Below are 20,576 nucleotides of genomic sequence, written 5' to 3'. Positions count from 1 at the left end.
GTCGTGTCACGTCCCTGGGCGGACCGCCGGAAGGGCGGGGGTGCGCAGTAGCCCCAGCGTCGTGTCGAGCGCCGCTTCCAGGTGTCCGATGGCGCCGGTCGCCATCAGGATGGTCACGCCGCCCTGCACCGCGGCCACGAGTGCGGCGGCCAGCCGGTCGGCGTCCAGTCGGCGGTCGGCCTCGCCGCTGTCCTGCATGTGCTGGATGCCGATGCGCAGCGCCGCCTGCCACTGCCTGACCAACTGGGCCGTGAGGGCCTGCGCGGCCGGAGTGGTGTGGCCGAGTTCGAGGATCAGCGTGCCGAGCGGGCAGTTGACGCCCTGCTGTTCGTACCGCCGTACGACCGCGTCCCGCCAGTCCTGCCAGGCCGACCAGGTGGTCAGGTCGCTGAGGTGCGGTTCCTGGTCCTCCAGGACGCGTTCGGCCTCGCGGGCGGCCACCGCCAGCAGCAGTTCCTCCCGGCCGCCCGGGAAGTAGTGGAAGATCTGGCTCTTGCTGGTCGCGGTGCGGGCCCGGATGTCGTCGAGTGTCGTCCCGGCGACGCCCCGCTCGCGGATCTCCTCGGCCGCGCCCTCCACGATGCGGCGCCGGGTGGCCATGCCCTTGGGGGTCAGCCGCGGTGCGGTCCCACCACTCATGTTCGCGTGCCCTCCTCCACCCCGCACTGGACTTGTCGGTCCATTTTAGGCGAGAGGGGCGCGCGTCCTCCTCTCCGGGTCGCCAGGCTCTCAACACTTCCGTACAGTGCGCGAGTTGACATGGCGGAGGGACGGGCGGGGACGTGGCACCCAGGGCAGTGACGCGCGAGCGGTTGGCAGGTGCGGCACGCGCCGCGCTGGGCGGCGGGCGGCGGCTGGAGGCGGTCGAGCGGCTCGCGGGCGGCAGCAAGAAGGGCGTGTACCGGCTGGTGATGGACGACGCGTCGACGGCGGTCGCGTATGTGTGGGACGACGGCGAGAACTACTGGCCGGCGGCCCCGGGCGACGACGACCTCACCGACCCGTTCTCGCCCGGTCTCGGGCTGGACCTGTTCGAGGCCGCGCACGCGCGGCTGGACGCGCTCGGCGTCCGTGTCCCGGCGATCCGCCTGACCGAGCGGGCCGGCGTCCACGGCCCGTCCGATCTCGCGGTCGTGGCGGACGTCCGAGGGGAGAACCTGCAGCATCTCATCGCGCGCGACCCCCGCGCCGCCGCCCCGGTCCTGGACCGGCTCGGGGAGGCGCTGGAGGCGATGCGGCGTCACCGTGCTCCCTATTACGGCAAGGTAGCCGTGGTCGACGGCGGAGGGACGTCACTCGGGACGTCGTGTGAGGGGGTCGTCCTCGCCCGCGCGCTGGGGGACCTCGCGGAGGCCGCCTCGCGTGATCAGCGGATCGACGCGGCCCGCGGCCGGCTGGAGGAGCGGCTGCGGGACCTGGCGGGCGCGGTGCGGCCCCGCGAGCGGTACGCGGTCGTGCACGGGGAGCTGGGACCCGACCATGTGCTGGTCGACACGGACGGCCACCCCGTGGTGATCGACATCGAGGGCACGATGTACTTCGACGTCGAATGGGAGCACGTCTTCCTGCGGATCCGCCTGGGCGAGGCGTACGGGCCGCTGGCGATGGCCGGCCTGGACGAGGACCGGCTCGCACTCTACCTGCTGGCGCAGCGGCTCTCGCTGACGGCGGGACCGCTGCGGCTGCTCGGCGGGGACTTTCCCGACCGGGCGGCGATGGCGGGCATCGCCGAGCACAACCTGCGAGCGGCGCTCGACCTCTGCTGACCCCCCGACGCCGCTCCACGGCAGCCGGCGCGACGGTGCTCCGTGCCCCCGGTTACGCTGGTCACCGACGGCAGCCCGGAACAGGCGGTCGCGCGGCGGTGGGGCTCGCCGCACCCGAACCGCGGCATCGACGCCGCCGACAGCCCCTGCTTGTGAGCGCACGCGCCCGCATGCCGGGCGGCCGCACGAGTAGGAGACGCGCGCGCATGACAGCTCCCCGCGATCAGACCACGGAGCCCACGGTTCCCGGCGCCAGAGCGCCCGCGCCCACGCGACGCCGCGGACTCGCCGACGGGCAGGCGCCCGTGATCGCGGTCGTCGCGGCGGGCGGCGCGCTGGGGGCCATGGCCCGCTACGGCGCCTCCCTGCTCTGGCCGACCGCACCCGGCGCCTTCCCCTGGACCACCCTCCTGGTGAACGCGGCCGGCTGCGCGGTGATCGGTGCCTTCATGGTCGTCATCACGGAGGTGTGGGCAGCGCACCGGCTGGTGCGCCCCTTCTTCGGCACCGGCGTCCTGGGCGGCTTCACGACCTTCTCCACCTACAGCGTCGACATCCACCAACTGGTGCAGGGCGGCCACGCCCGCACCGGCCTGGCCTACCTGGCCGCCACCCTGCTCGCCGCGCTCGCGGCCGTGTGGCTCGCGGCAGCGGCCACCCGCGGCCTGATCTCGTGGAGGATGAGGAGGACGAAGTGACACGGCTGCACGGCTCCGCGCTCCGCCTGACCATCTTCGTCAGCGAGGGCGAGACCTTCCATCACAAGCCGCTCTACAACGAGATCATCCACCGCGCGCACGAGGCCGGGCTGGCCGGCGCGAGCGCGTTCAAGGGCATCGAGGGCTACGGCGCCTCCTCCCTGATCCACACCAGCCGCCTGCTGTCGCTCAGCGAGGACCTGCCCGTGGCGATCGTCATCGTGGACGACGCGGCCCGCGTCCGCGCCTTCCTGCCCCGACTGGACGAGCTGGTCACGGAGGGGCTGGTGATCCTCGACGAGTGCGAGGTCATCCACTACGTCCGACAGGACAGGGAGAAGCAGGGGAAGTGAACTGGCTGCTCGTCATCGCCGGTGCCGTGGTCGGAGCGCCGCTGCGGTACCTGACCGACCGCGCCGTACAGGCCCGGCACGACACCGTCTTCCCCTGGGGCACGTTCGTCGTCAACGTGACCGGCTGCCTGGTCCTGGGCCTGCTGTCCGGTGCCGTGACCTACGGCGCCGCCTCCCACTCGGTGCAACTGCTGCTCGGCACCGGGTTCTGCGGCGCCCTGACCACGTACTCGACGTTCTCCTACGAGACGCTGCGGCTGGCCGAGAGCGGCGCCAGGTTCTTCGCCGCCGCCAACGTGATCGCCAGCGTGGTGACCGGCCTCGGTGCCGCGTTCATCGGCGCCGCCGTCGCCCAGGCGTTGTGGTCCTGAACGCGACGGCGGACGTGGCGGTCAGGTCGCCCGGGGCCAGGTGCGCAGCAGGGCGGCGATCTCCGGAGCGGTGCACCCGGGGTCCCGCAGGAGGTCGCGCAGGGCCACCGCGTCGTCGTGGGTGGGCTTGACCGGGATGCCGGAGGCTTCCAGGTACATCACGCCCGTCGCCGCGGCGACGGCCATGTTGGAGCGCTCCAGCCAGCGGCAGCGGCCCAGGATGTGCACCAGGGCGGCGGCCCGGGCGAAGGGGCCGTCGTAGACGGGTTGCTCCAGCAGTTCCGCGCGGTGGCAGGCGACGGCGGCCACCGGCACGCCGTAGTCCTCGGGGGCCGGGTCCCGCGCCCCGGCCAGCTCCGCGACATCGAGGATCCAGGGGACGTCGATGTACAGCTCCATCAGGCCGCGTGCACGCCCGGGGTGCCCCGGTCCGCGTCCTCGGCCGCGTCGAAGACGGCCTGGTGCTCGTCGAGGAACCGGCGGGCGGCGTCCATGCCGCGCTGCCGCAGTCCGCCGGTGTCGTCCCGCACGAGGGAGGCGATGTAGTCGCCGACGCTCAGGCCGCGGTCCCTGGCCCGGGCCCGGGCCAGTTCCGCGATCTCCTCATCGACGCGCGCGCCCAGCTGTGTCTTCGCCATGCCTCGACGGTAACAGCTGTTACCAGGCTGGGGGCAGCCTTTCCGGAACCCGACGGGGACACCCCTTCCCATTAGGAGCAGTTGCTCGTATTGTGGCCGGGAGGCCCGAGCCCGTCCCGACCCACCCGCTGCCCCGGGGCCCCCACGAAGGAACCCCCATGCCAGGCCCACCCCTGTCCGCAGCCGGTGACTCCATGGCGGTGTTCGGCTCGCCCGCCGCGTGACGCCGCCGTCGCCGTCACCGCCGTCGCCCTGGTCGGTCGCCACCGCGCTGGTGCCGTGGGTGACGCTCGGTGCCACGTTCGGCCTGCTGGGCGAGTGAACCACCCGCGCTCCCCGCGCACGGCATCCCGCGGCGGATTCACCGGGGCCCGCACCCCGCCGATCGAGCCATCCACCCCAAAGCGATCGAAAATATCCTTTATCAGGCATATACGAGAGGTCACCCATGGACGGCATCGCCGATATGGGGGGCACCCCGGGATGGGGCCCCCTTCACCCACCGAGGGCCGACGAACCGGTCTTCGAACAACCCTGGCAGGGCCGGGCGTTCGCCCTGGCGCTCCTCTCCAGCCGCATCGCGTGCGGCGGCTACAACGCGGACGCCTTCCGCCATGCCCTGGAGCGCCTGGACCGGGCCGCCTACCTGGACGACGGCTACTTCGGACGCTGGCTCAACGGCGCGGAGCTGATGCTCACCGAAAGCGCCACCCTGGCTCCGGGCGCGATCGACGCCCGCGCCCGCAATCTGCGGGGCGAGCACGTCGAGGAGCCTCCCGTCCCGGCCCCGCGGCCCGACTACGCGCCGACCGCGGCGCCGGTCGGCGCCGGCTCGCTGCGCCCCGTCGACACCGACCCGGCCTTCACCGCCGGGGAGCGGGTGCGGACCAGGGACACGCCGGTGCCCGGCCACACCCGGCTGCCGGCCTACGTGCGCGGACACACCGGTGTCGTCGAGCGCGTCCAGCCCGCCTCCGTGCTGCCGGACACCAACGCGCACTTCCTGGGCGAGAACCCGCAGCACGTCTACTCCGTGCGGTTCGACTCGCGCGAGCTGTGGGGCGCCGACGCCGCGCCCTTCGCCCTCACCGTCGAGATGTACGAGAGCTATCTGGAGCGAACCTCATGACCACCACCAGCGGAACGGCCGACCGCCTTCCCCCCTCCCTGCGCACGGAGGCGCTGGAGCAACTGCTCACCGAGCGGGGACTGATCGACCCGAAGACGATGGACGGGATCATCACCACCTACGAGACCAACGTGGGCCCGCTCAACGGCGCCAAGGTCGTCGCCAAGGCGTGGACCGACCCGGAGTACCGGCGCCGGCTGCTCGAAGACGGCACGGCGGCCATCAGAGAACTGGGCTTCTCCGGGGCGCAGGGCGAGCACATCGTCGTGGTGGAGAACACGGCGACCACCCACAACGTGGTGGTGTGCACCCTGTGCTCCTGCTACCCGTGGCCGGTGCTCGGCCTGCCGCCGAGCTGGTACAAGGACCCCGCCTACCGTTCACGCGTGGTCAAGGAACCGCGCACCGTACTGTCCGAGATGGGACTCGACCTGGACGACGACGTCCGGATCACCGTCCACGACTCCACCGCCGAGGTGCGCTGGCTCGTGCTGCCCGAGCGTCCGGCCGGAACCGAGCATCTGTCCGAGGAGGAGCTCGTGCCCCTGGTGACGCGGGACGCGATGGTCGGCGTGGCGAAGGTGGCGGCACCATGAGCGCGCCGCTGGACATCGAGGGGCCGGCCGCACCGCCGCGCTCCAACGGCGAGTTGGTGTTCGCCGAGCCGTGGGAGAGCCGCGCCTTCGGCATGGCCGTCAGCCTGTACGAGGCGGGCGCGTTCACCTGGCCGGAGTTCCAGGCCGCGCTGGTCGCCCGGATCTCGGCCTGGGAGTCCACGGCGGCGCCGGACGAACCCTACGACTACTACCGGCTCTGGCTCGCCGCCCTGGAGGACGTGCTCACCGGCCTGCGCGCCGTGACGACGGAGGAGGTCGCCGCGCGCGCCGAAGCCCTGGCCCAGCGCCCTGCCGGCCACGACCACTCCGACGACCACTCCCCTGCGCACCCGCACCCACACTGAGCCGCCGCGGCCATGGCGGCGCGGCGGGAACGGTGGCACAGCAGGAACGGCGGAACGACGGGAACGTCGGCACAGCAGGAACGGCGGGAACGGTCGCCGCACCTCCGTCCGGCGTGACCGCGGCGATGCGTGCCCGGCGGTCGTTCGGCGCCGTCTCGACGGTCTCGCGCGGGCACCCCGCCCATGACAGGGCCTCCACCCTTGCCCCCACCAAAATAGGAGCATATGCTCGTAATCCGGCGCCCCGTACGGCCCCGTACATCCCCCCGCACACTCCCCGACCCACCGTCAGAGAGCCTCATCATGGAAACCCCCGCCCCGGCCGGTCACACCGCCGTCCATCGTCGGCCGCCGGTCAGAGCCTGGCTGCAACCGGCCCTCATCGCCCTGATCGTCGTAGCGGCCTTCGTCAGCTGCTACGTGGGGCTCCAGCGCGACCCGCAGCCGCACCACGTCCCCCTCGCCGTCGCCGGTACCGACCTGCCGGGCGAGATGCACCGCGCACTCGGCGACAGCGTCGAGGTGCGCCCCGCCGCCGACGCCGACGCGGCCCGCCGGGCCCTGGAGCACCACGACGTCGTCGCCGCGCTCAGCAGCGACGGTCCGGGCGAGCTGCGCCTGGAGGTGGCGGGGGCCAACGGCACGTCCACCACAGCCGCCGTGAAGTCCCTCGTCGGCGCCTACGCCCAGGGGGCGGGCGTGCGCGTCAGCACCGAGGACGTCCGGCCGCTGGCCCACTACGACGCCCGCGGGCTGGCCGGCTTCTACCTGGCCTTCGGCGTCACCCTGGCCGGTTTCGTGCTCGGCTCGAACGCCGTCGGCCTGGCCGGTCTCCTCCGTCTGCGCCACCGGTTCTGGCTGCTGACCGGTGCCTCCGCGGCCATCGGCACCGTGGCCGCGATCATCGCGGGGCCGGTGCTGGGAGCCGTTCCGGCACCGGTCGTCCCACTGATCGCCACCCTCGCCCTGCTCGCCGCGGCGGCCGCCTTCACCACCAAGCTGCTCGGCACCTACCTCGGCCCCATCGGGCTGCCGGTCGCCACCCTCCTGCTCCTCACCGTCGGCAACGCCACCAGTGGCGCCACCATCGGGGCGGACCTGCTGCCCGCCGCCGCCCGGGCCGTCTCCGCGCTGCTGCCACCCGGCGCCGCCGTCCGCGCCATCGCCGACCTCAGCTACTTCCACGGCGCGCACGCGGCAGGACCCGTCGTGACGCTGGCCCTGTGGGCCGTCGTCGCCTCGGTGCTCCTCGTCCCGCGTGGCCGCCGGGGACGGCGGCGCGCGTCCGCCACCGCCTGACTCCGCCGCCACCGCCTGACTCCGCCGCCCCTGCCGGGGCAGTCGGCCCCACTTCACAGACCCCTGAACAGAAAGAGCACACAGATGCCGGACATCACCGGAACGCGCAAGGCACGCCACCTGCTGGCCGCCGCCGGAGCCGCCGTGGCCGTCGTCGGCGGTGCGGCGCTCGCACCGTCGGCGTCGGCGGACGCGGCCGTCGCGATGCCGCACGCGACAACCTTCCAACTGGTCGGCGAGCAGACCTCGTCCGGGGACGTCGACCTGGGCGCACCGGGCATCAGCGTGGGCGACCAGCGGATCGTGCACGAGGACCTCTACCGCGACGGCGAGAAGGTGGGCGATCACAGTTCGGTCTGCACCTTCACCCGGGTCAGCCCGGCCGCCCTCCAGTGCATCGGCACCTTCGCGCTTCCCGAGGGGCAGTTCAGCGCGCAATCGCTGCTGCACCTGCCCGCCCCGTCCTCCGTCGACGTCGGCATCACCGGCGGCTCGGGCGCCTACAGCACCGCCCGGGGATTCGTCCGTACCGTTCCCGCGGGCGCCACCGAGCGGCACTTCACCGTCCGTCTCCAACGCTGAGGCGTACGGGGCCCGGCCCGGGTGGGAGAAACGGGCGCACATGACCCGGCACGCATGACCCGGAACAGATGACCCGACACACATGACAAAGGCAAGGAGGTCACCCACTCCTTGCCACTCTCAACATATAGCGCACGGGGGACCTTGCGGCAAGGCCCCCTTGGTGTTGCAGAATCTCCGGCCTCGACCAGAACCTGCGGAAATGGGGGGCCTTGATGATCGACGTGCTCGTGGTCGGCGGCGGACCGACCGGCTTGATGCTGGCCTGCGAACTGCGGCTGCACGGCGTACACGTGGTCGTGCTGGAGAAGCTGACCGAGCCGACCGCGCAGTCCCGCGGACGCGGTCTGCACGCGCGCAGCGTGGAGATCATGGACCAGCGCGGCCTGCTCGACCGGTTCCTGGCGGCCGGTGAGAAGTTCCGCGTCGGCGGGCTCTTCGGCGGTGTCATGAAGCCGTGGCCGGAACGGCTGGACACGGCCCACCCGTACGGCCTCGCCATCTCGCAGCAGGCCACCGAGCGGCTGCTGAACGAGCGTGCCGTGGAAGCCGGGGCCGAGATCCGGCGCGGCCAGGAGGTGGTCGGGCTGAGCCAGGACGCGGACGGGGTGACGGCCGAACTGGCCGACGGCACGCGGCTGCGCTCGCGGTACCTCGTCGGCTGCGACGGCGGCCGCAGCACGGTGCGCAAGCTGCTCGGCGTCGGCTTCCCCGGTGAGCCCTCCAAGGTCGAGACGCTGCTGGGTGACATGGAGGTGACCGAGGATCCGGCGACGATCGCCGCCGTCGTCGCGGAGGTCCGCAAGACCCAGCTCCGGTTCGGCGCCATTCCCGACGTGGACGGGAACAAGGGGGTGTACCGCATCGGCGTACCCGCCGACGGGGTGGCCGAGGACCGTACGGCCGCGCCGACCCTGGAGGAGTTCAAGGCACGGCTGCGGGCGGTCGCGGGCACCGACTTCGGCGCGCACACGCCGCGTTGGCTGTCCCGGTTCGGTGACGCCACCCGGCAGGCCGAGCGCTACCGGGTCGGCCGGGTGCTGCTGGCCGGCGACGCGGCGCACATCCACCCGCCGACCGGGGGGCAGGGGCTCAACCTCGGCGTCCAGGACGCGTTCAACCTCGGCTGGAAACTGGCCGCGGAGGTGGCCGGCTGGGCTCCGGAGGGCCTGCTGGACAGCTACCACGCCGAACGGCATCCGGTGGGCGCCGCCGTACTGGACAACACCCGTGCGCAGATGACGCTGTTGGGGACCGACCCGGGCGCGACCGCGCTGCGGGAACTGTTCGGCAGGCTCATGGACTTCGAGGAGGTGAACCGGTACGTCACCGGGATCATCACCGCGGTCGACGTCCGTTACGACCTCGGGGAGGGGCACGACCTGCTCGGCCGGCGTCTGCGGGACGTCCCGCTGAAGCGGGGCCGCCTCTACGGGCTGATGCACGGCGGCCGGGGCCTGCTGCTCGACCAGACGGGCCGGCTCTCGGCGGCGGGCTGGGCGGACCGGGTCGACCATGTCGCCGACGTCAGCGAGGAACTGGACGTGCCCGCGGTCCTGCTGCGGCCGGACGGCCATGTGGCCTGGGTCGGCGAGGACCAGCGGGATCTGCTCGACCACCTGTCCCGGTGGTTCGGCGCCGCCGCGGGTCAGTGAGCGGGCGGGTACGGCCACCGGCGCGTACGGCGCGGGAGCGGGGCCGCCCGGCGGCACCCGCTCCTGTCGGGGTCAGCGGTTGACGAAGGTGAGGCTGGTCGCGTCGTAACGGCTGCCCGCGATGAGCTCGGGCGGGGCCGCGGCCTCGATCGCGGCGACGTCCTCGGCGGACAGCTCGACGTCCAGCGCCGCCAGGTTCTCCTCCAGATACCGCTGCCGCCGGGTGCCGGGGATCGGCACGACATCGTCACCCCGGTGCTGCAACCAGGCCAGGGCGAGCTGGCCGGCCGTGACGGACCGGGCGGCGGCCAGCTCCTCCAGCTTGGCCACGATCGCCAGGTTCCGTTCGAGGTTGCCGTCGGCGAACCGCGGCTGGCCGCGCCGTACGTCGGTCTCCGCCAGCCCGTCGACCGAGCTGTGACGGCCGGTCAGGAAGCCGCGCCCGAGCGGCGAGAAGGGGACCAGGCCGATGCCGAGTTCGCGGCAGACCGGGACGGTCTCCGCCTCCAGGTCCCGGGTCCACAGCGACCACTCGCTCTGCAGCGCGGAGATCGGGTGGACCGCGTGCGCCCGCCGGACGGTCCCCGCGCCGGCCTCGGACAGCCCCAGGTACCGCACCTTGCCGGCCCGCACCAGCTCGGCCATGGCCCCGACGGTCTCCTCGATCGGTACCCGGGGATCGACCCGGTGCTGGTAGTAGAGGTCGATGTGGTCGACCCCGAGCCGGCGCAGGGACGCCTCGCACGCCTGACGCACATAGGCGGCGTCGCCGCGGATCAGGGTGGGCTCGCCCAGACGGTTGGCGAAGCCGAACTTGGTCGCCAGCACCACTTCGTCGCGCCTGTCGGCGACGGCCCGCCCGATCAACTCCTCGTTGTGCCCGGCGCCGTAGAAGTCGGCGGTGTCGAGGAGGGTGACCCCGAGGTCCAGGGCATGGCGCAGCGTCGCGATCGACTGCGCGTCGTCCGCGGCGCCGTACCCGTGGCTCATGCCCATGCAGCCGAGCCCCTGCGCGGAGACCGCCAGTTCGCCCAGGTACCGGGTGGGGACGTCGGTCATGCTGCTGCCTCCTGCACTCGTCGGACCGTTCACCTGGGACGCTAGGTACTGGGGTGCGCTCCATGTCAAACGGGACCGGTCCGCGGGGCTGTGAGGGGGGGCATCGGTGAGTGCCGTGGAGAAGCCGTTCCTGATGCCCGTCGAAGACGTGTTCCGCCGGGGCCGGCTGGTCATGCCGACGGGCCGGATCGAGCGGGGTCGGGTGCGTGAGGGCGACGAGGTGGAACTCGTCGGCTTCGACGGCGCGACGGCGCACGTCACCGGCATCGACGCGGGGGAGCCGCCGATGGACGAGGCGTGCGCGGGCATGAACGTGGGTCTGCTGCTGCGCGGTGTGGCGGCGGGAGCGGTCGAGCGGGGACAGGTGCTCGCGGGACCGGGATCGGTCGCCGCGCACGCCGGCTTCGCCGCGGACATCACCCTGCTGTCCGAAGTACACGGGGGTGCCGAAGTACGCACGGGTGAGCGGCTCCGGTTCCACATCCGCGCCGCCGTGGTGTCGGGCGTGGTGACGTCGATCGAGGACACGGACGCGCTCCAGCCGCTGCACCAGGGCGCGGTGACGGTCGCGCTCGGACGGCCCGTCGCCCTTGAGGTGGGCCAGTCCTTCGCCTTCCGCCACCACGGTCGTGCCGCCGGCGCGGGAACCGTGACCCGGCTCCCGCGCGGAGCCTCATGAGCGGAGCCACAGCCGCCGGCCCGGGAACTCCTCGTTCCCGGGCCCGTCCCACGACGCCTACGGTGCCTCGCTGCGTACGGCGATCAAACCGGTGGCCCCGGCGGGACATCGGCAAGCGCGCCCCGGCCCCCGGGTCACTCGGCAGGACCGGGTGCCTGCGGTTCGGGCAGCCAGTCGCGGGCGGGGTCGTACTCCAGCCACCGGCTGTGTCCCGCCCGCGCGGCGCAGGCGGCGATGAGGTCGTGCAGCCCCGGGTGCCGGGTGCCGGTGCGCCACAGCAGTGACCAGGCGTACAGCGGCGTGGGCCGGACGAGCGGTACGGAGCGCAGCCCGGGGACGTCCGGCAGGGGCACGTCGGCGGGGAGCAGCGAGAAACGGTGCGGCTCGGCCGCCACCTCGGCGAGAAGGTGGGCGAGGCCCAGGTTGACGCTGGTGGCACTGTTCCGGATCGCGAACCGGTCGGCGAACTGGTGGAGGAAGTCCAGGCGGTCCAGCGGACCGGGCGCCCAGAGCAGGCTGTCGCGCAACTGGTCCGGCCGCAGGGCCGGTTCGGCCGCGAGGGGGTGGTCCGCGCTGAGGACGGCGTCCACCGGTTCGAGGCGGACCAGGCGGTGTGCCAGTCCGGTGTGCAACGGGGGGTGGACCCGGCCGAAGGCCGCGTCGATGTCGCCGTGCAGCAGTGCCGCCGTCACCGACGGGAGATCACGCCCGTGGCCCAGTACCAGATCGCCGACAAGTGCGGTCCGTTCGGCGTGCCCGGCCCGTTCGGCATGTCCGGCCCGCTCGGCGGTCCCGGCTACTTGGGCCAAGGTCCGCATCGGCGCGTACAGATGCCCCCACACGTCCACCCGCAGCGGCCGGTCCTCCCCCACCGCCGCCGCCACCGCCGCGTCGGCCGCGGCCAGGGTCTGCCGGGCCGGTCCCAGGAAGCGCCGGCCGGCCTCGGTGAGGCGTACTCCGCCGCCCCCGCGGTCGAACAGCTCGGTGCCGAGCAGGGACTCCAGCCGGGCGATCCGCTTCGACAACGCCTGCTGGGAGATGGCGAGCGTCCCCGCCGCCCGTCCGAAGTGCCCTTCCTCGGCGGCGCGCACGAAGGCGCGTAGCTGCGCTCCGTCCAGATCCATGCCCCTCACCATAGGTGACAACCAACGGTTGTGGATCATGCCGGTTCGTTGTTGGATCCCGGCACGGGCGCGGGGGTTCCATTCCCGGCATGCGAAGACTGATTCCCACGGGGGACGCGGCTCGTCCGGTCGCCTTCGCCGAGGTCCCCCTGCCCGTCCCGGAACCCGATGAGGCGCTGGTCAAGGTCGAGGCGTTCGCACCGAACAGGGGCGAGACGTTCCTCCTCGAACGCCCCCGGCCCGGACTGCTGCCCGGCAAGGACATCGCGGGGCTCGTCGTCCAGGCGGCGGCCGACGGCTCGGGGCCCGGCGTCGGCACCCGCGTGGTCGGGCATCCGGCGCTGGGCGGCTGGGCCGAGTACGCGGCCGTGCCCACGCACTCCCGCGCGGTGCTCCCGGCCGGCATCGACGCCGTACGGGCGGCGGCCCTGCCCCTGGCCGGGATCACCGCGCTGCGCCTGCTGCGGGCGGCCGGTTCCCTGGCCGGCCGGCGGGTGCTGCTGACCGGCGCCTCGGGCGGGGTCGGGCACTACGTCACCGAGCTGGCCGTCCGGGCCGGTGCCGAGCTGACCGCGGTGACGGCCACGCCGGTGCGCGGTGCACGGCTCGCGGAGCTGGGCGCCGAGGTGGTCCACGACGTGGCGGAGGCTCGGGGGCCGTTCGACGTCCTACTGGAGTCCACGGGCGGGTCCGATCTGCCGCGGGCCCTGTCGAAGGTGCGTCCGGGCGGCACGCTCGTCTGGTTCGGCCAGGCGAGCCGCACCCCGGTGACCCTCGACTTCTTCGAGCTGCTGCGCGGTCCCGAGCGGGTGACGATCCAGCACTTCCACTACGCCGGTGCCCCGTACGCACCCGAACTCGCCGCGCTGGTACGCCTCGTGGAACAGCGGCGGCTGCATCCGGAGATCGGCCGGGTCGCCGACTGGGCCGAGACCGCCGGAACCCTGGTCGACCTGCGGGAGCGCCGGATACGCGGCAAGGCCGTCCTGACGACGGGAGAGGAACGATGAACGCCACGGACTTCGCCGCCGCCCAGTGGACCCGCGCCACCGGAGCGGGCGTCGATCCGCACGAGTACCGGCGCGTCACCGACGGCCTCGTCTCCGTCGCCGACTGGGGACCCGCCTTCGTGCGCACCGGGCACACCCACCTGGAGCGCGCGGAGCGGGCCGGCTCCGCCGTCTCGGCGGGCGGGCATCTGCTCATGGCGGCCCGGTGGTTCCACCTGGCCACGCTCGCCCCGTACCCGGACGCCCCGCGTGCCGCGGCCGAGGCGGACCGGGCCCTGGGGCGCGCCCTCGCCCTCCTGGAGCCCGGTGCGCGGCAGGTGACCGGTGAAGGGTTCACCGGCTGGCTCCGCGGCCCCGCCGACGCGCCGGGCACCGTGGTCGTCGTCCCCGGGCTGGACTCCGCCAAGGAGGAGTTCCTGGACCTGGTGGCCGCGCTGCTGGCCAGGGGCCTGGCGGTGTTCTCGATGGACGGCCCGGGGCAGGGGGTGCTCGCGGCCACGACGGCGCTGCGACCGGAGTACGAGCAGGTCGTCGGCCGGGTGGTCGACGCCCTCGGCATCGCCCGCGTCGGGCTCGTCGGCCTCAGCCTGGGCGGCTACTTCGCCGCCCGCGCGGCGGCGCTGGAGCCGCGGGTGGCGGCGGTCGCCACCGTCAGCGGCCCCTTCCGCCTCGACTGGGCCGAACTGCCCCCGCCGGTACGGGACATCATGGCGCGCCGCACCGGAGGAGCGGAGGCCGCCCGCGCGTTCGCCGGCCACGTCGACCTCACCGACCTGGCTCCGCGCATCGCGGCCCCGCTGCTGGTCGTGGACGGCGGCCAGGACGTCATCCCCGGTGTGACCGACGGCGAACCCCTGGCCCGCCTGGCACCGCACGGCACCTACCTGACCGTCCCGCACGGCGACCACCTCCTCGGCAACGCCCGCCCCGACTGGCTGCCCCGTGTCGCCGACCACATCACGGCCGCCCTGACCGGGCCGCCGGCGTGAACGGGTCCGGCTCAGACAGGCTGGGTTGACGCGGTCCTGCCGCTGGACGGGCACAGGAGGAGCCTGGGCCGGCGGGGGGCGGCGGACGGGCCCTGCTCGCTCGGGCCAGGTCGGTCCGACGCCGTGCGGACCGGCAGCGGCCATGCCCCTGCCGAACCGGTGGGCCGGCAACAGGTCGTCCACGGCGGAGGGACTGGGCGTCCCGGAGCGCGTGGAGGCCGCTGACGCCTCCTCGGGAGGCGTCAGCCGCCGGGGCGACGTAACACGCCTCGGGCCGAGGAGGAGGAAGCGCGCCCCGGCCGGCACGCCAGGGCTCACCGGTGGACGTCCCCGGTCGGCGGCGCTCCCGGGCGACGCCTTCGCCGCGCGCGTTGCCCGGGTCCGGAGGCAGTGCGGGGGCGGTCGGCGGTTCCGGCGACCGGAAGGCGCCGTCAACAGTCTGATTCATTCGCTGTCGCCTCGCCCGAATGGATCCGCACGGACGATAGGCTTCCGCTCCTTCCGGACGCAATAGCCGGGATGCGAACACAACGGAGTTGGCCGCAACCCTTGTCGACCTCCCACCCCGGTGCCATAGTTGCCCCGCCAATGAGTCAGATTCATTTCGGGCGCCGGGAGTTGTTTCCGTGTCAGCAGAGCGCAAGGTATCGGCCAAGGGCGACGGGACGACGTCCAGGCCCTACCGGCCGGGCTACGAGCTGGTCGCCGAGCAGCTCCTCGGGTACATCGCCGAACAGGGCCTGCGGCCCGGCGCGCGGCTGCCGACCGAGGCGGGGCTCGCCGAGATCCTCGGCACCTCGCGCAATGTCACCCGCGAGGCGGTGAAGGTGCTGGCGGCCCTCGGCCGGCTCAGTGTCCGCAGGGGCGCCGGCATCTTCGTGGCCGACTCGCCCGGCGGGCTCGCCGACGACGGCCTGGGGCACTTCCAGCCGACCAGCATGGAGCACGTGCTGATGCTGCTGGACTACCGCAGCCTGGTCGAGGCCGAGACCGCCCGCAGGGCAGCGGGCCAGGCGGCGCCGATCGAGGTTCGGAACATCCGGAAGGGCGCCGAGCGCTCCCTGGAGGCCGGCCGTGCGGACGACGCCGACGCGTTCGCCGTGGCCGACAAGCTCTTCCACGACGCGGTCGGCATCGCCGCCCACAACATCTTCCTGCGCTCCAGCGTCACCAACGTACGGCGTCTGGCCGCGCAGTCCGACGTACTGCTCTTCCACGGCGACACGCCCGGCTCGCTGGAGGTGGCGGGTCACCAGCACCTGGCGATCGCCGACGCCATCGCCGCGGGGGACGCCGACCGGGCCGCCGCGCTGATGACCGAGCACATCGCCACGACACGGCAGCAGTTCGAGCGCCGTATCCGCGACCGTCTGTTCAATGTCGCCGCCCGCGGCACCGAGCCGACCGCGGCCGCCGTGTCGGAGACCACCACCGACACCGACACCGACGCCGCCCCCAGGCCCACCCCGCCGGTGCCCTCCGCCTCCTGACACGAGGTCACCGGTCGGGGGTGACACGGAACCACCCCCGAGGCCCCCACAGGCACGCCCCCGGAACGAGCCGCCAACTCCCCTCCCCTCCCCGCAGGCGATTGGATTCCCATGTCCATACCCTCAGCCCCACCCCGCCGCCCCCGGCGAAGAGCCGCACTGACCGTCATCGCCCTGGCCACCGCGGCCCTCCCCCTCACCGCCGCGCACGCCCAGGCCGCTCCGCGTGCCGCCGACCCGCCCCCGCTGAAGATCTACGTGTCTCCCGAGTACGGCCGCGACAGCGGCTCGGGCACCTCCAAGCACCCGTTCCGGACGCTCGGTCACGCCCGGGACCACGTGCGGAAGATCAACCGCGACATGCGGCGTGACATCGATGTCGAGCTGCTCTCCGGCACCTACCGGCTCACCGACACCTTCACCCTGACGCCCCGCGACTCGGGCACCAACGGCCACCGCGTCGTCTACGAGGCGGCTCCGGGCGCGCACCCCGTGATCAGCGGCGGCAGCCAGGTCACCGGCTGGGCTCCGGTCGACGCCGGCCGCACGGTGTACAAGGCGCACGTGGGCGACCTCGACACCCGGCAGCTCTACGTCGACGGCGAGCTCCAGACACGGGCCCGTGGTCCGGAGAACCCGCCCGGCTTCTCCAAGACGGCGACCGGCTACAAGATCACCGACACCCGTCTGGACGCGTACAAGAACCAGTCCGACATGGAGGTGGTCAGCAAGTGGGGCTGGATGATGATGCGCTGCCCCGTGCAGTCCATCTCCGGCACCACGATGACCATGCGGCAGCCCTGCTTCCACAACGCCAACCTCCACGAGGGCCAGGAGATCCAGAACCCCACCTGGCTGGAGAACGCGCGGGAGCTGATGGACACCCCCGGTGAGTGGTACCTCGACAAGAGCGAGGGCGACCTCTACTACATGCCCAAGAAGGGGCAGGACCTGGCGAAGGCGACGGTGACCGTCCCGCGCGTGCAGGATCTCGTGGACCTGGACGGCACCAAGGACCACCCGGTCGGCGACATCTCCTTCCGGGGCATCACCTTCTCCTACTCGACCTGGCTGGCCCCGAGTTCGGACGACGGGCTGATCGAGGGCCAGGCCGGATTCCGGATCGTCGGCGACGACAACCCGGACTTCGACTCCACCCGCCTGAAGTGGGCCAAGACGCCCGGCGCGGTCAACGTCAGCCACGGCCACGGCATCTCCTTCGAGGGGAACACCTTCACCCACCTCGGCGCCGTCGGCCTCAACCTCAACACGGGGACCCGGGGCACCCACGTCACCGGGAACGTGTTCCGGCAGATCGCGGCCACCGGTGTCCAGGTCGGCGGGGTCGAGGTCGTGGACGCGCACCCGGACGATCCCCGGGACGTCACCAAGGACAACACGGTCGACAACAACGTCGTCACCCATGTCGCCGACCAGTACAACGGCTCCCTGGGCATCTTCGCCGGCTACACCGACCACACCGTCATCACCCACAACAAGGTGTACGACCTGCCGTACAGCGGCATCTCCGTGGGCTGGGGCTGGGGCCTGACCGATCCGGGCGGCGACACCAACTACCCGGGCAACTCCGGCGTACCGGTGTGGGACACCCCCACCACCTCCCGTGACAACGTCATCAGTGACAACGAGATCAGTGACATCATGAAGTCACAGGCCGACGGTGGCGCGATCTACACCCTGAGCGCCAACCCCGGCGGCATCGTCTCCGGCAACTACATCAGGAAGGTTCCGGAGCTGGCCTACGGGGCCATCTACCAGGACGAGGGCAGCCGTTACTGGCACACGACCGGCAACGCCTTCTGTGATGTGGCCTACCAGTGGCTGCTGCTCAACCACGGCATGGACATCACCGCCGACTACAACTTCACCACCACGCCGAGGTTCAGCGCGCAGTTCAACAGCACCGACGACACGATCGTGAACAACACGACGGTCGACGGCTGTGAGCAGTTGCCCGCCTCGATCGTCGACAACGCCGGCCTCCAGCCGCCGTACCGGCACCTCGACCCGGATCCGGAGACCGGCGACCACACGGCGCCGACGGCGCCCGGCAAGCCCGGCGCGGTCGCCGGCCTGCCCACCGTCGTGGATCTGAGCTGGCCGGCCGCGACCGATGACAACGGCGTCACCGGCTACGCGGTCCACAGCGGCGGCAAGGTGGTCAGCGCGTCCAAGGGCACCTCGGTCCGCATCCCGAACCTCACCGCCGGGGCCTCGTACACCTTCACGGTGACCGCCCGCGACGCGGCGGGCAACGAGTCGCCGCCCAGCGCGCCCGTGACGGTCACCCTGCCCGACGGGGCCGATCTGGCACTGCGCAAGCCGGTCACGGTCTCCTCCTACTCGGAGCCGAACACCCCCGGACTGGCCGTGGACGGCGACCTGTCCACCCGCTGGGCCCAGGGCCTCGGCCTGCCCGACCCCTCCTGGATCCAGGTCGACCTGGGCGCGCAGTACGACGTCACCGGGGCCATCACCACCTTCGAGAAGGCGAGCGGCTACAAGTACCGCCTGGAAGTCTCCCCGGACGAGGCGCACTGGTCCACCCTGGACGACCACACGGGCAGTGACACCACCGCCCAGGCCAACTACTCCCTCGCGGACAAGGACGTCCACGGCCGGTACGTGCGGCTGACCGTCACCGGTTCCAGTTTCAACGGCGGCAGCATCTACGAACTCCAGGTCTACGGCACCCCGCTGGCCCCCGGCGACGACCACACCGCTCCCGAGGCGCCGGCCAGGCCCACCGTCACCCCGCTGCTGCCCAGCCTCGCCCAGGTGAGCTGGCCGGCCGCCCCGGACGACCAGGGCGTCACCAGTTACGCCGTCTACCAGGACGGCAAGCGGATCGCCGTCACCGACGCGACGCGGCTGCGGGTCAGCGGCCTCACGCCCGGGAAGGAGTACGGCTTCACCGTCGTGGCCAGGGACGCGGCGCTCAACGCCTCCGAGCCGAGCCCTGCGGCGACGGTCACCATGCCGGCCGACCACGACCTCGCCCTGAAGGCACCCGTCACCGTCTCCTCCTACTCCGAGCCGAACACCCCCGAACTGGCCGTGGACGGCGACCTGTCCACCCGCTGGGCCCAGGGCCTCGGCCTGCCCGACCCGTCCTGGATCCAGGTCGACCTGGGGAAGGTCACCAGCGTCTCCGGTGTGGTCACGACGTTCGAGAAGCCCAGCGGCTACAAGTACCTCCTGGAGTACTCCGCCGACGGCCTGAACTGGTCGGCGCTGGAGGACCACACCACCGGGTACACCACGGCCCAGACCGCCTATTCCCTCCCCGACACCCCGGTCGACGCCCGCTATCTGCGCCTGACCGTGACCGCCTCCAGCTGGAACGGCGGCAGCCTCTACGAACTCCAGGCCTACGGCGGCTTCTAGGGTCTTTCGTTTGGATCAGGCCGGATCAGGGAGCGGGGTCTGGTGCCGTGCATCGCAAGGCGGAGCAGGGCGCCATGGCGGAGCCATGGCAACCGACGACAACGCGGCGAGGCGCGGTGCCAGGGCCCGCGAGCCCGGCATGATCCGAACGAGAGGCCCTAGGCCACCGGCCTCCCGCCCCCGGCGTCCAGGTGCGCGGCTCCCGGCCTGCCGTACCCCACACCAGGAACAGAAAGCGACCATGAAGATCACACATGTCGAGGTCCACCGGATCGACGTCCCCGCCGCCGACCCGCCCTTCTCCTGGCGGCACGGGCTCAGCGGCAGCGCCCCGGTGGGTGACGGCGCGGTCCTGCACATCGGTACCGACGAGGGTGCCGAAGGGGTGGCGGTGTTCGCACGGCCGGGGGCGGCCGTCACCCTGCGGGACCTGGTCGACCGGGTCTTCCGGGAGGAACTCCTGGGGGCCGACCCCTTCCGCCGCGAATGGCTCTGGCACCGCGTCTGGGAGCTCGACCGCATCCACGAACTCCCGCTGCCCGTGCTCGGCCTGGTCGACGTGGCGCTGTGGGACCTGGCGGGGCGGGTGCACGACCGGCCGGTGTGGCAGCTGCTCGGCGGCTTCCGGGAGGCCATCCCCGCCTACGCCTCCACCTCCACCTTCGCCACCACCGAGGAGTTCCTGTCGGTGGCCGACCAGTGCCTGGCGCTCGGCTACCACGGCATCAAGCTGCACGCCTGGGGCGACGCCCGCCGCGACGCCGCCCTGTGCCAGGCGCTGCGCGACCACGTCGGCCCGGACGTGCCGCTGATGTACGACGGCTCGGCCGGCTTCGACCTGCCCGACGCCCTCTACCTGGGGCGCGCCCTGGCCGAGGCGGACTACCTCTGGTACGAGGAGCCGATGCGGGAGTTCAGCATCAGCGCCTACCGGCGGCTGGCCGAGTCCGTCGCCGTACCGCTGCTGGTCGCCGAGACCTCCGACGGCGCCCACATGAACTCCGCCGACTTCATCCGCAGCGGCGCCGCCACCTTCGGTGTCCGTGCCAGTACGACGCTGCGCGGCGGTGTCACCGGCGCCATGCGCACCGCGCACCTGGCGGACGCGTTCCGGCTGCGGGCCGAGGTGCACGGCTCGGACATCCCGAACCAGCACCTGTGCATGGCCATCTCCAACACCACCTACTACGAGTCCCTGGTCACCTCGACCACGGTCGTCCGCGAGCGTCACGTCGACGACCGGGGCCTGGTGCACGCCCCGACCGGGCCGGGCATCGCCCTGCCCCTCGACTTCGGCTACGGCAGCGCGCTCCAGCGGTTCGTGGAACAGCCCCGCTGACCCGCCGCCGTCACCACCCCGCACGA

General features: G+C 72.8%; 21 protein-coding genes. 16 read left to right on the top strand and 5 right to left on the bottom strand.

The window, feature by feature from the left end:
* Window positions 1-6 precede the first annotated feature (6 nt).
* Window positions 7-639: a TetR/AcrR family transcriptional regulator gene (locus tag ACH4LD_RS34195; protein ID WP_398058015.1), complete on the bottom strand. Its 633-nt coding sequence runs from the start codon at window positions 637-639 to the stop codon at window positions 7-9.
* Between the two features lie 143 nt (window positions 640-782).
* Between ACH4LD_RS34195 and ACH4LD_RS34190 the strand changes: the two genes are divergently transcribed.
* The 4 genes from ACH4LD_RS34190 to crcB (ACH4LD_RS34175) all read left to right on the top strand — a co-directional run bounded on the left by ACH4LD_RS34190 (window position 783) and on the right by crcB (ACH4LD_RS34175) (window position 3,188).
* Complete coding sequence (locus ACH4LD_RS34190; RefSeq protein WP_398058014.1) at window positions 783-1,766, top strand: phosphotransferase family protein; 984 nt, start codon at window positions 783-785, stop codon at window positions 1,764-1,766.
* Window positions 1,767-1,972: 206 nt separating this feature from the next.
* Window positions 1,973-2,464: a fluoride efflux transporter CrcB gene (gene crcB / locus ACH4LD_RS34185; protein WP_398058013.1), complete on the top strand. Its 492-nt coding sequence runs from the start codon at window positions 1,973-1,975 to the stop codon at window positions 2,462-2,464.
* The gene (locus tag ACH4LD_RS34180; protein WP_398058012.1) at window positions 2,461-2,817 is read left to right on the top strand and encodes a DUF190 domain-containing protein; all 357 of its coding nucleotides are present in this window, start codon (window positions 2,461-2,463) and stop codon (window positions 2,815-2,817) included. Before crcB (ACH4LD_RS34185) ends, ACH4LD_RS34180 begins: the two co-directional genes overlap by 4 nt.
* Window positions 2,814-3,188 (top strand): fluoride efflux transporter CrcB, encoded by a 375-nt coding sequence (gene crcB / locus ACH4LD_RS34175; protein WP_132787613.1) that lies wholly within the window; start codon window positions 2,814-2,816, stop codon window positions 3,186-3,188. The genes ACH4LD_RS34180 and crcB (ACH4LD_RS34175) overlap by 4 nt, the downstream gene beginning before the upstream one ends.
* A gap of 21 nt (window positions 3,189-3,209) precedes the next feature.
* Here crcB (ACH4LD_RS34175) and ACH4LD_RS34170 read toward each other — a convergent pair whose 3' ends face one another.
* Together ACH4LD_RS34170 and ACH4LD_RS34165 are read right to left on the bottom strand one after the other, a co-directional pair.
* On the bottom strand, window positions 3,210-3,587 hold the full coding sequence (locus ACH4LD_RS34170) for a fic family toxin-antitoxin system, toxin component (protein ID WP_398058011.1): 378 nt from the start codon (window positions 3,585-3,587) through the stop codon (window positions 3,210-3,212).
* Window positions 3,587-3,826: a hypothetical protein gene (locus ACH4LD_RS34165; protein ID WP_030991631.1), complete on the bottom strand. Its 240-nt coding sequence runs from the start codon at window positions 3,824-3,826 to the stop codon at window positions 3,587-3,589. The genes ACH4LD_RS34170 and ACH4LD_RS34165 overlap by 1 nt, the downstream gene beginning before the upstream one ends.
* A 448-nt stretch (window positions 3,827-4,274) precedes the next feature.
* Here ACH4LD_RS34165 and nthB point away from each other — a divergent pair, with 448 nt between their 5' ends.
* The 6 genes from nthB to rox all read left to right on the top strand — a co-directional run bounded on the left by nthB (window position 4,275) and on the right by rox (window position 9,452).
* Entirely contained in the window at window positions 4,275-4,955 is a 681-nt protein-coding gene (gene nthB / locus ACH4LD_RS34160) for a nitrile hydratase subunit beta (protein WP_398058010.1), read from the top strand.
* Complete coding sequence (gene nthA / locus ACH4LD_RS34155; protein WP_398058009.1) at window positions 4,952-5,551, top strand: nitrile hydratase subunit alpha; 600 nt, start codon at window positions 4,952-4,954, stop codon at window positions 5,549-5,551. Before nthB ends, nthA begins: the two co-directional genes overlap by 4 nt.
* Window positions 5,548-5,916: a nitrile hydratase accessory protein gene (locus ACH4LD_RS34150; protein WP_398058008.1), complete on the top strand. Its 369-nt coding sequence runs from the start codon at window positions 5,548-5,550 to the stop codon at window positions 5,914-5,916. The genes nthA and ACH4LD_RS34150 overlap by 4 nt, the downstream gene beginning before the upstream one ends.
* 303 nt (window positions 5,917-6,219) lie before the next feature.
* Window positions 6,220-7,215, top strand: coding sequence for a hypothetical protein (locus tag ACH4LD_RS34145; RefSeq protein ID WP_398058006.1), 996 nt, complete (start codon window positions 6,220-6,222; stop codon window positions 7,213-7,215).
* A gap of 84 nt (window positions 7,216-7,299) precedes the next feature.
* Window positions 7,300-7,797: a hypothetical protein gene (locus ACH4LD_RS34140; RefSeq protein WP_398058005.1), complete on the top strand. Its 498-nt coding sequence runs from the start codon at window positions 7,300-7,302 to the stop codon at window positions 7,795-7,797.
* Window positions 7,798-8,012: 215 nt separating this feature from the next.
* Window positions 8,013-9,452, top strand: coding sequence for a rifampin monooxygenase (gene rox, locus ACH4LD_RS34135; RefSeq protein ID WP_398058004.1), 1,440 nt, complete (start codon window positions 8,013-8,015; stop codon window positions 9,450-9,452).
* A 72-nt stretch (window positions 9,453-9,524) separates the two neighbouring features.
* Here rox and ACH4LD_RS34130 read toward each other — a convergent pair whose 3' ends face one another.
* Window positions 9,525-10,511, bottom strand: coding sequence for an aldo/keto reductase (locus ACH4LD_RS34130; RefSeq protein ID WP_398058003.1), 987 nt, complete (start codon window positions 10,509-10,511; stop codon window positions 9,525-9,527).
* 106 nt (window positions 10,512-10,617) lie between these two features.
* Here ACH4LD_RS34130 and ACH4LD_RS34125 point away from each other — a divergent pair, with 106 nt between their 5' ends.
* Window positions 10,618-11,190, top strand: coding sequence for an EF-Tu/IF-2/RF-3 family GTPase (locus ACH4LD_RS34125; RefSeq protein ID WP_398058002.1), 573 nt, complete (start codon window positions 10,618-10,620; stop codon window positions 11,188-11,190).
* 134 nt (window positions 11,191-11,324) lie between these two features.
* On the opposite strand, the gene ACH4LD_RS34120 is transcribed toward ACH4LD_RS34125, so the two are convergent.
* The gene (locus ACH4LD_RS34120) at window positions 11,325-12,314 is read right to left on the bottom strand and encodes a LysR family transcriptional regulator (protein ID WP_398058001.1); all 990 of its coding nucleotides are present in this window, start codon (window positions 12,312-12,314) and stop codon (window positions 11,325-11,327) included.
* An 89-nt stretch (window positions 12,315-12,403) separates the two neighbouring features.
* On the opposite strand from ACH4LD_RS34120, the gene ACH4LD_RS34115 reads away from it, so the two are divergent.
* The 5 genes from ACH4LD_RS34115 (at window position 12,404) to ACH4LD_RS34095 (ending at window position 20,550) form a co-directional block, all read left to right on the top strand.
* Complete coding sequence (locus ACH4LD_RS34115; protein ID WP_398058000.1) at window positions 12,404-13,324, top strand: zinc-binding dehydrogenase; 921 nt, start codon at window positions 12,404-12,406, stop codon at window positions 13,322-13,324.
* Complete coding sequence (locus tag ACH4LD_RS34110) at window positions 13,321-14,313, top strand: alpha/beta hydrolase family protein (protein WP_398057999.1); 993 nt, start codon at window positions 13,321-13,323, stop codon at window positions 14,311-14,313. The genes ACH4LD_RS34115 and ACH4LD_RS34110 overlap by 4 nt, the downstream gene beginning before the upstream one ends.
* Window positions 14,314-14,939: 626 nt before the next feature.
* The gene (locus tag ACH4LD_RS34105) at window positions 14,940-15,803 is read left to right on the top strand and encodes a FadR/GntR family transcriptional regulator (protein ID WP_398057998.1); all 864 of its coding nucleotides are present in this window, start codon (window positions 14,940-14,942) and stop codon (window positions 15,801-15,803) included.
* Window positions 15,804-15,914: 111 nt separating this feature from the next.
* Complete coding sequence (locus ACH4LD_RS34100) at window positions 15,915-19,211, top strand: discoidin domain-containing protein (protein ID WP_398057997.1); 3,297 nt, start codon at window positions 15,915-15,917, stop codon at window positions 19,209-19,211.
* A gap of 241 nt (window positions 19,212-19,452) precedes the next feature.
* On the top strand, window positions 19,453-20,550 hold the full coding sequence (locus tag ACH4LD_RS34095) for an enolase C-terminal domain-like protein (RefSeq protein ID WP_398057996.1): 1,098 nt from the start codon (window positions 19,453-19,455) through the stop codon (window positions 20,548-20,550).
* The last annotated feature ends 26 nt before the right edge of the window (window positions 20,551-20,576 follow it).

It is taken from the genome of Streptomyces sp. NPDC017676 (assembly GCF_044329325.1).
GTDB lineage: Bacteria > Actinomycetota > Actinomycetes > Streptomycetales > Streptomycetaceae > Streptomyces.
The sequence above is the reverse complement of the archived record's forward strand: the minus strand, read 5'-3'. Positions and strand labels throughout refer to the sequence as shown.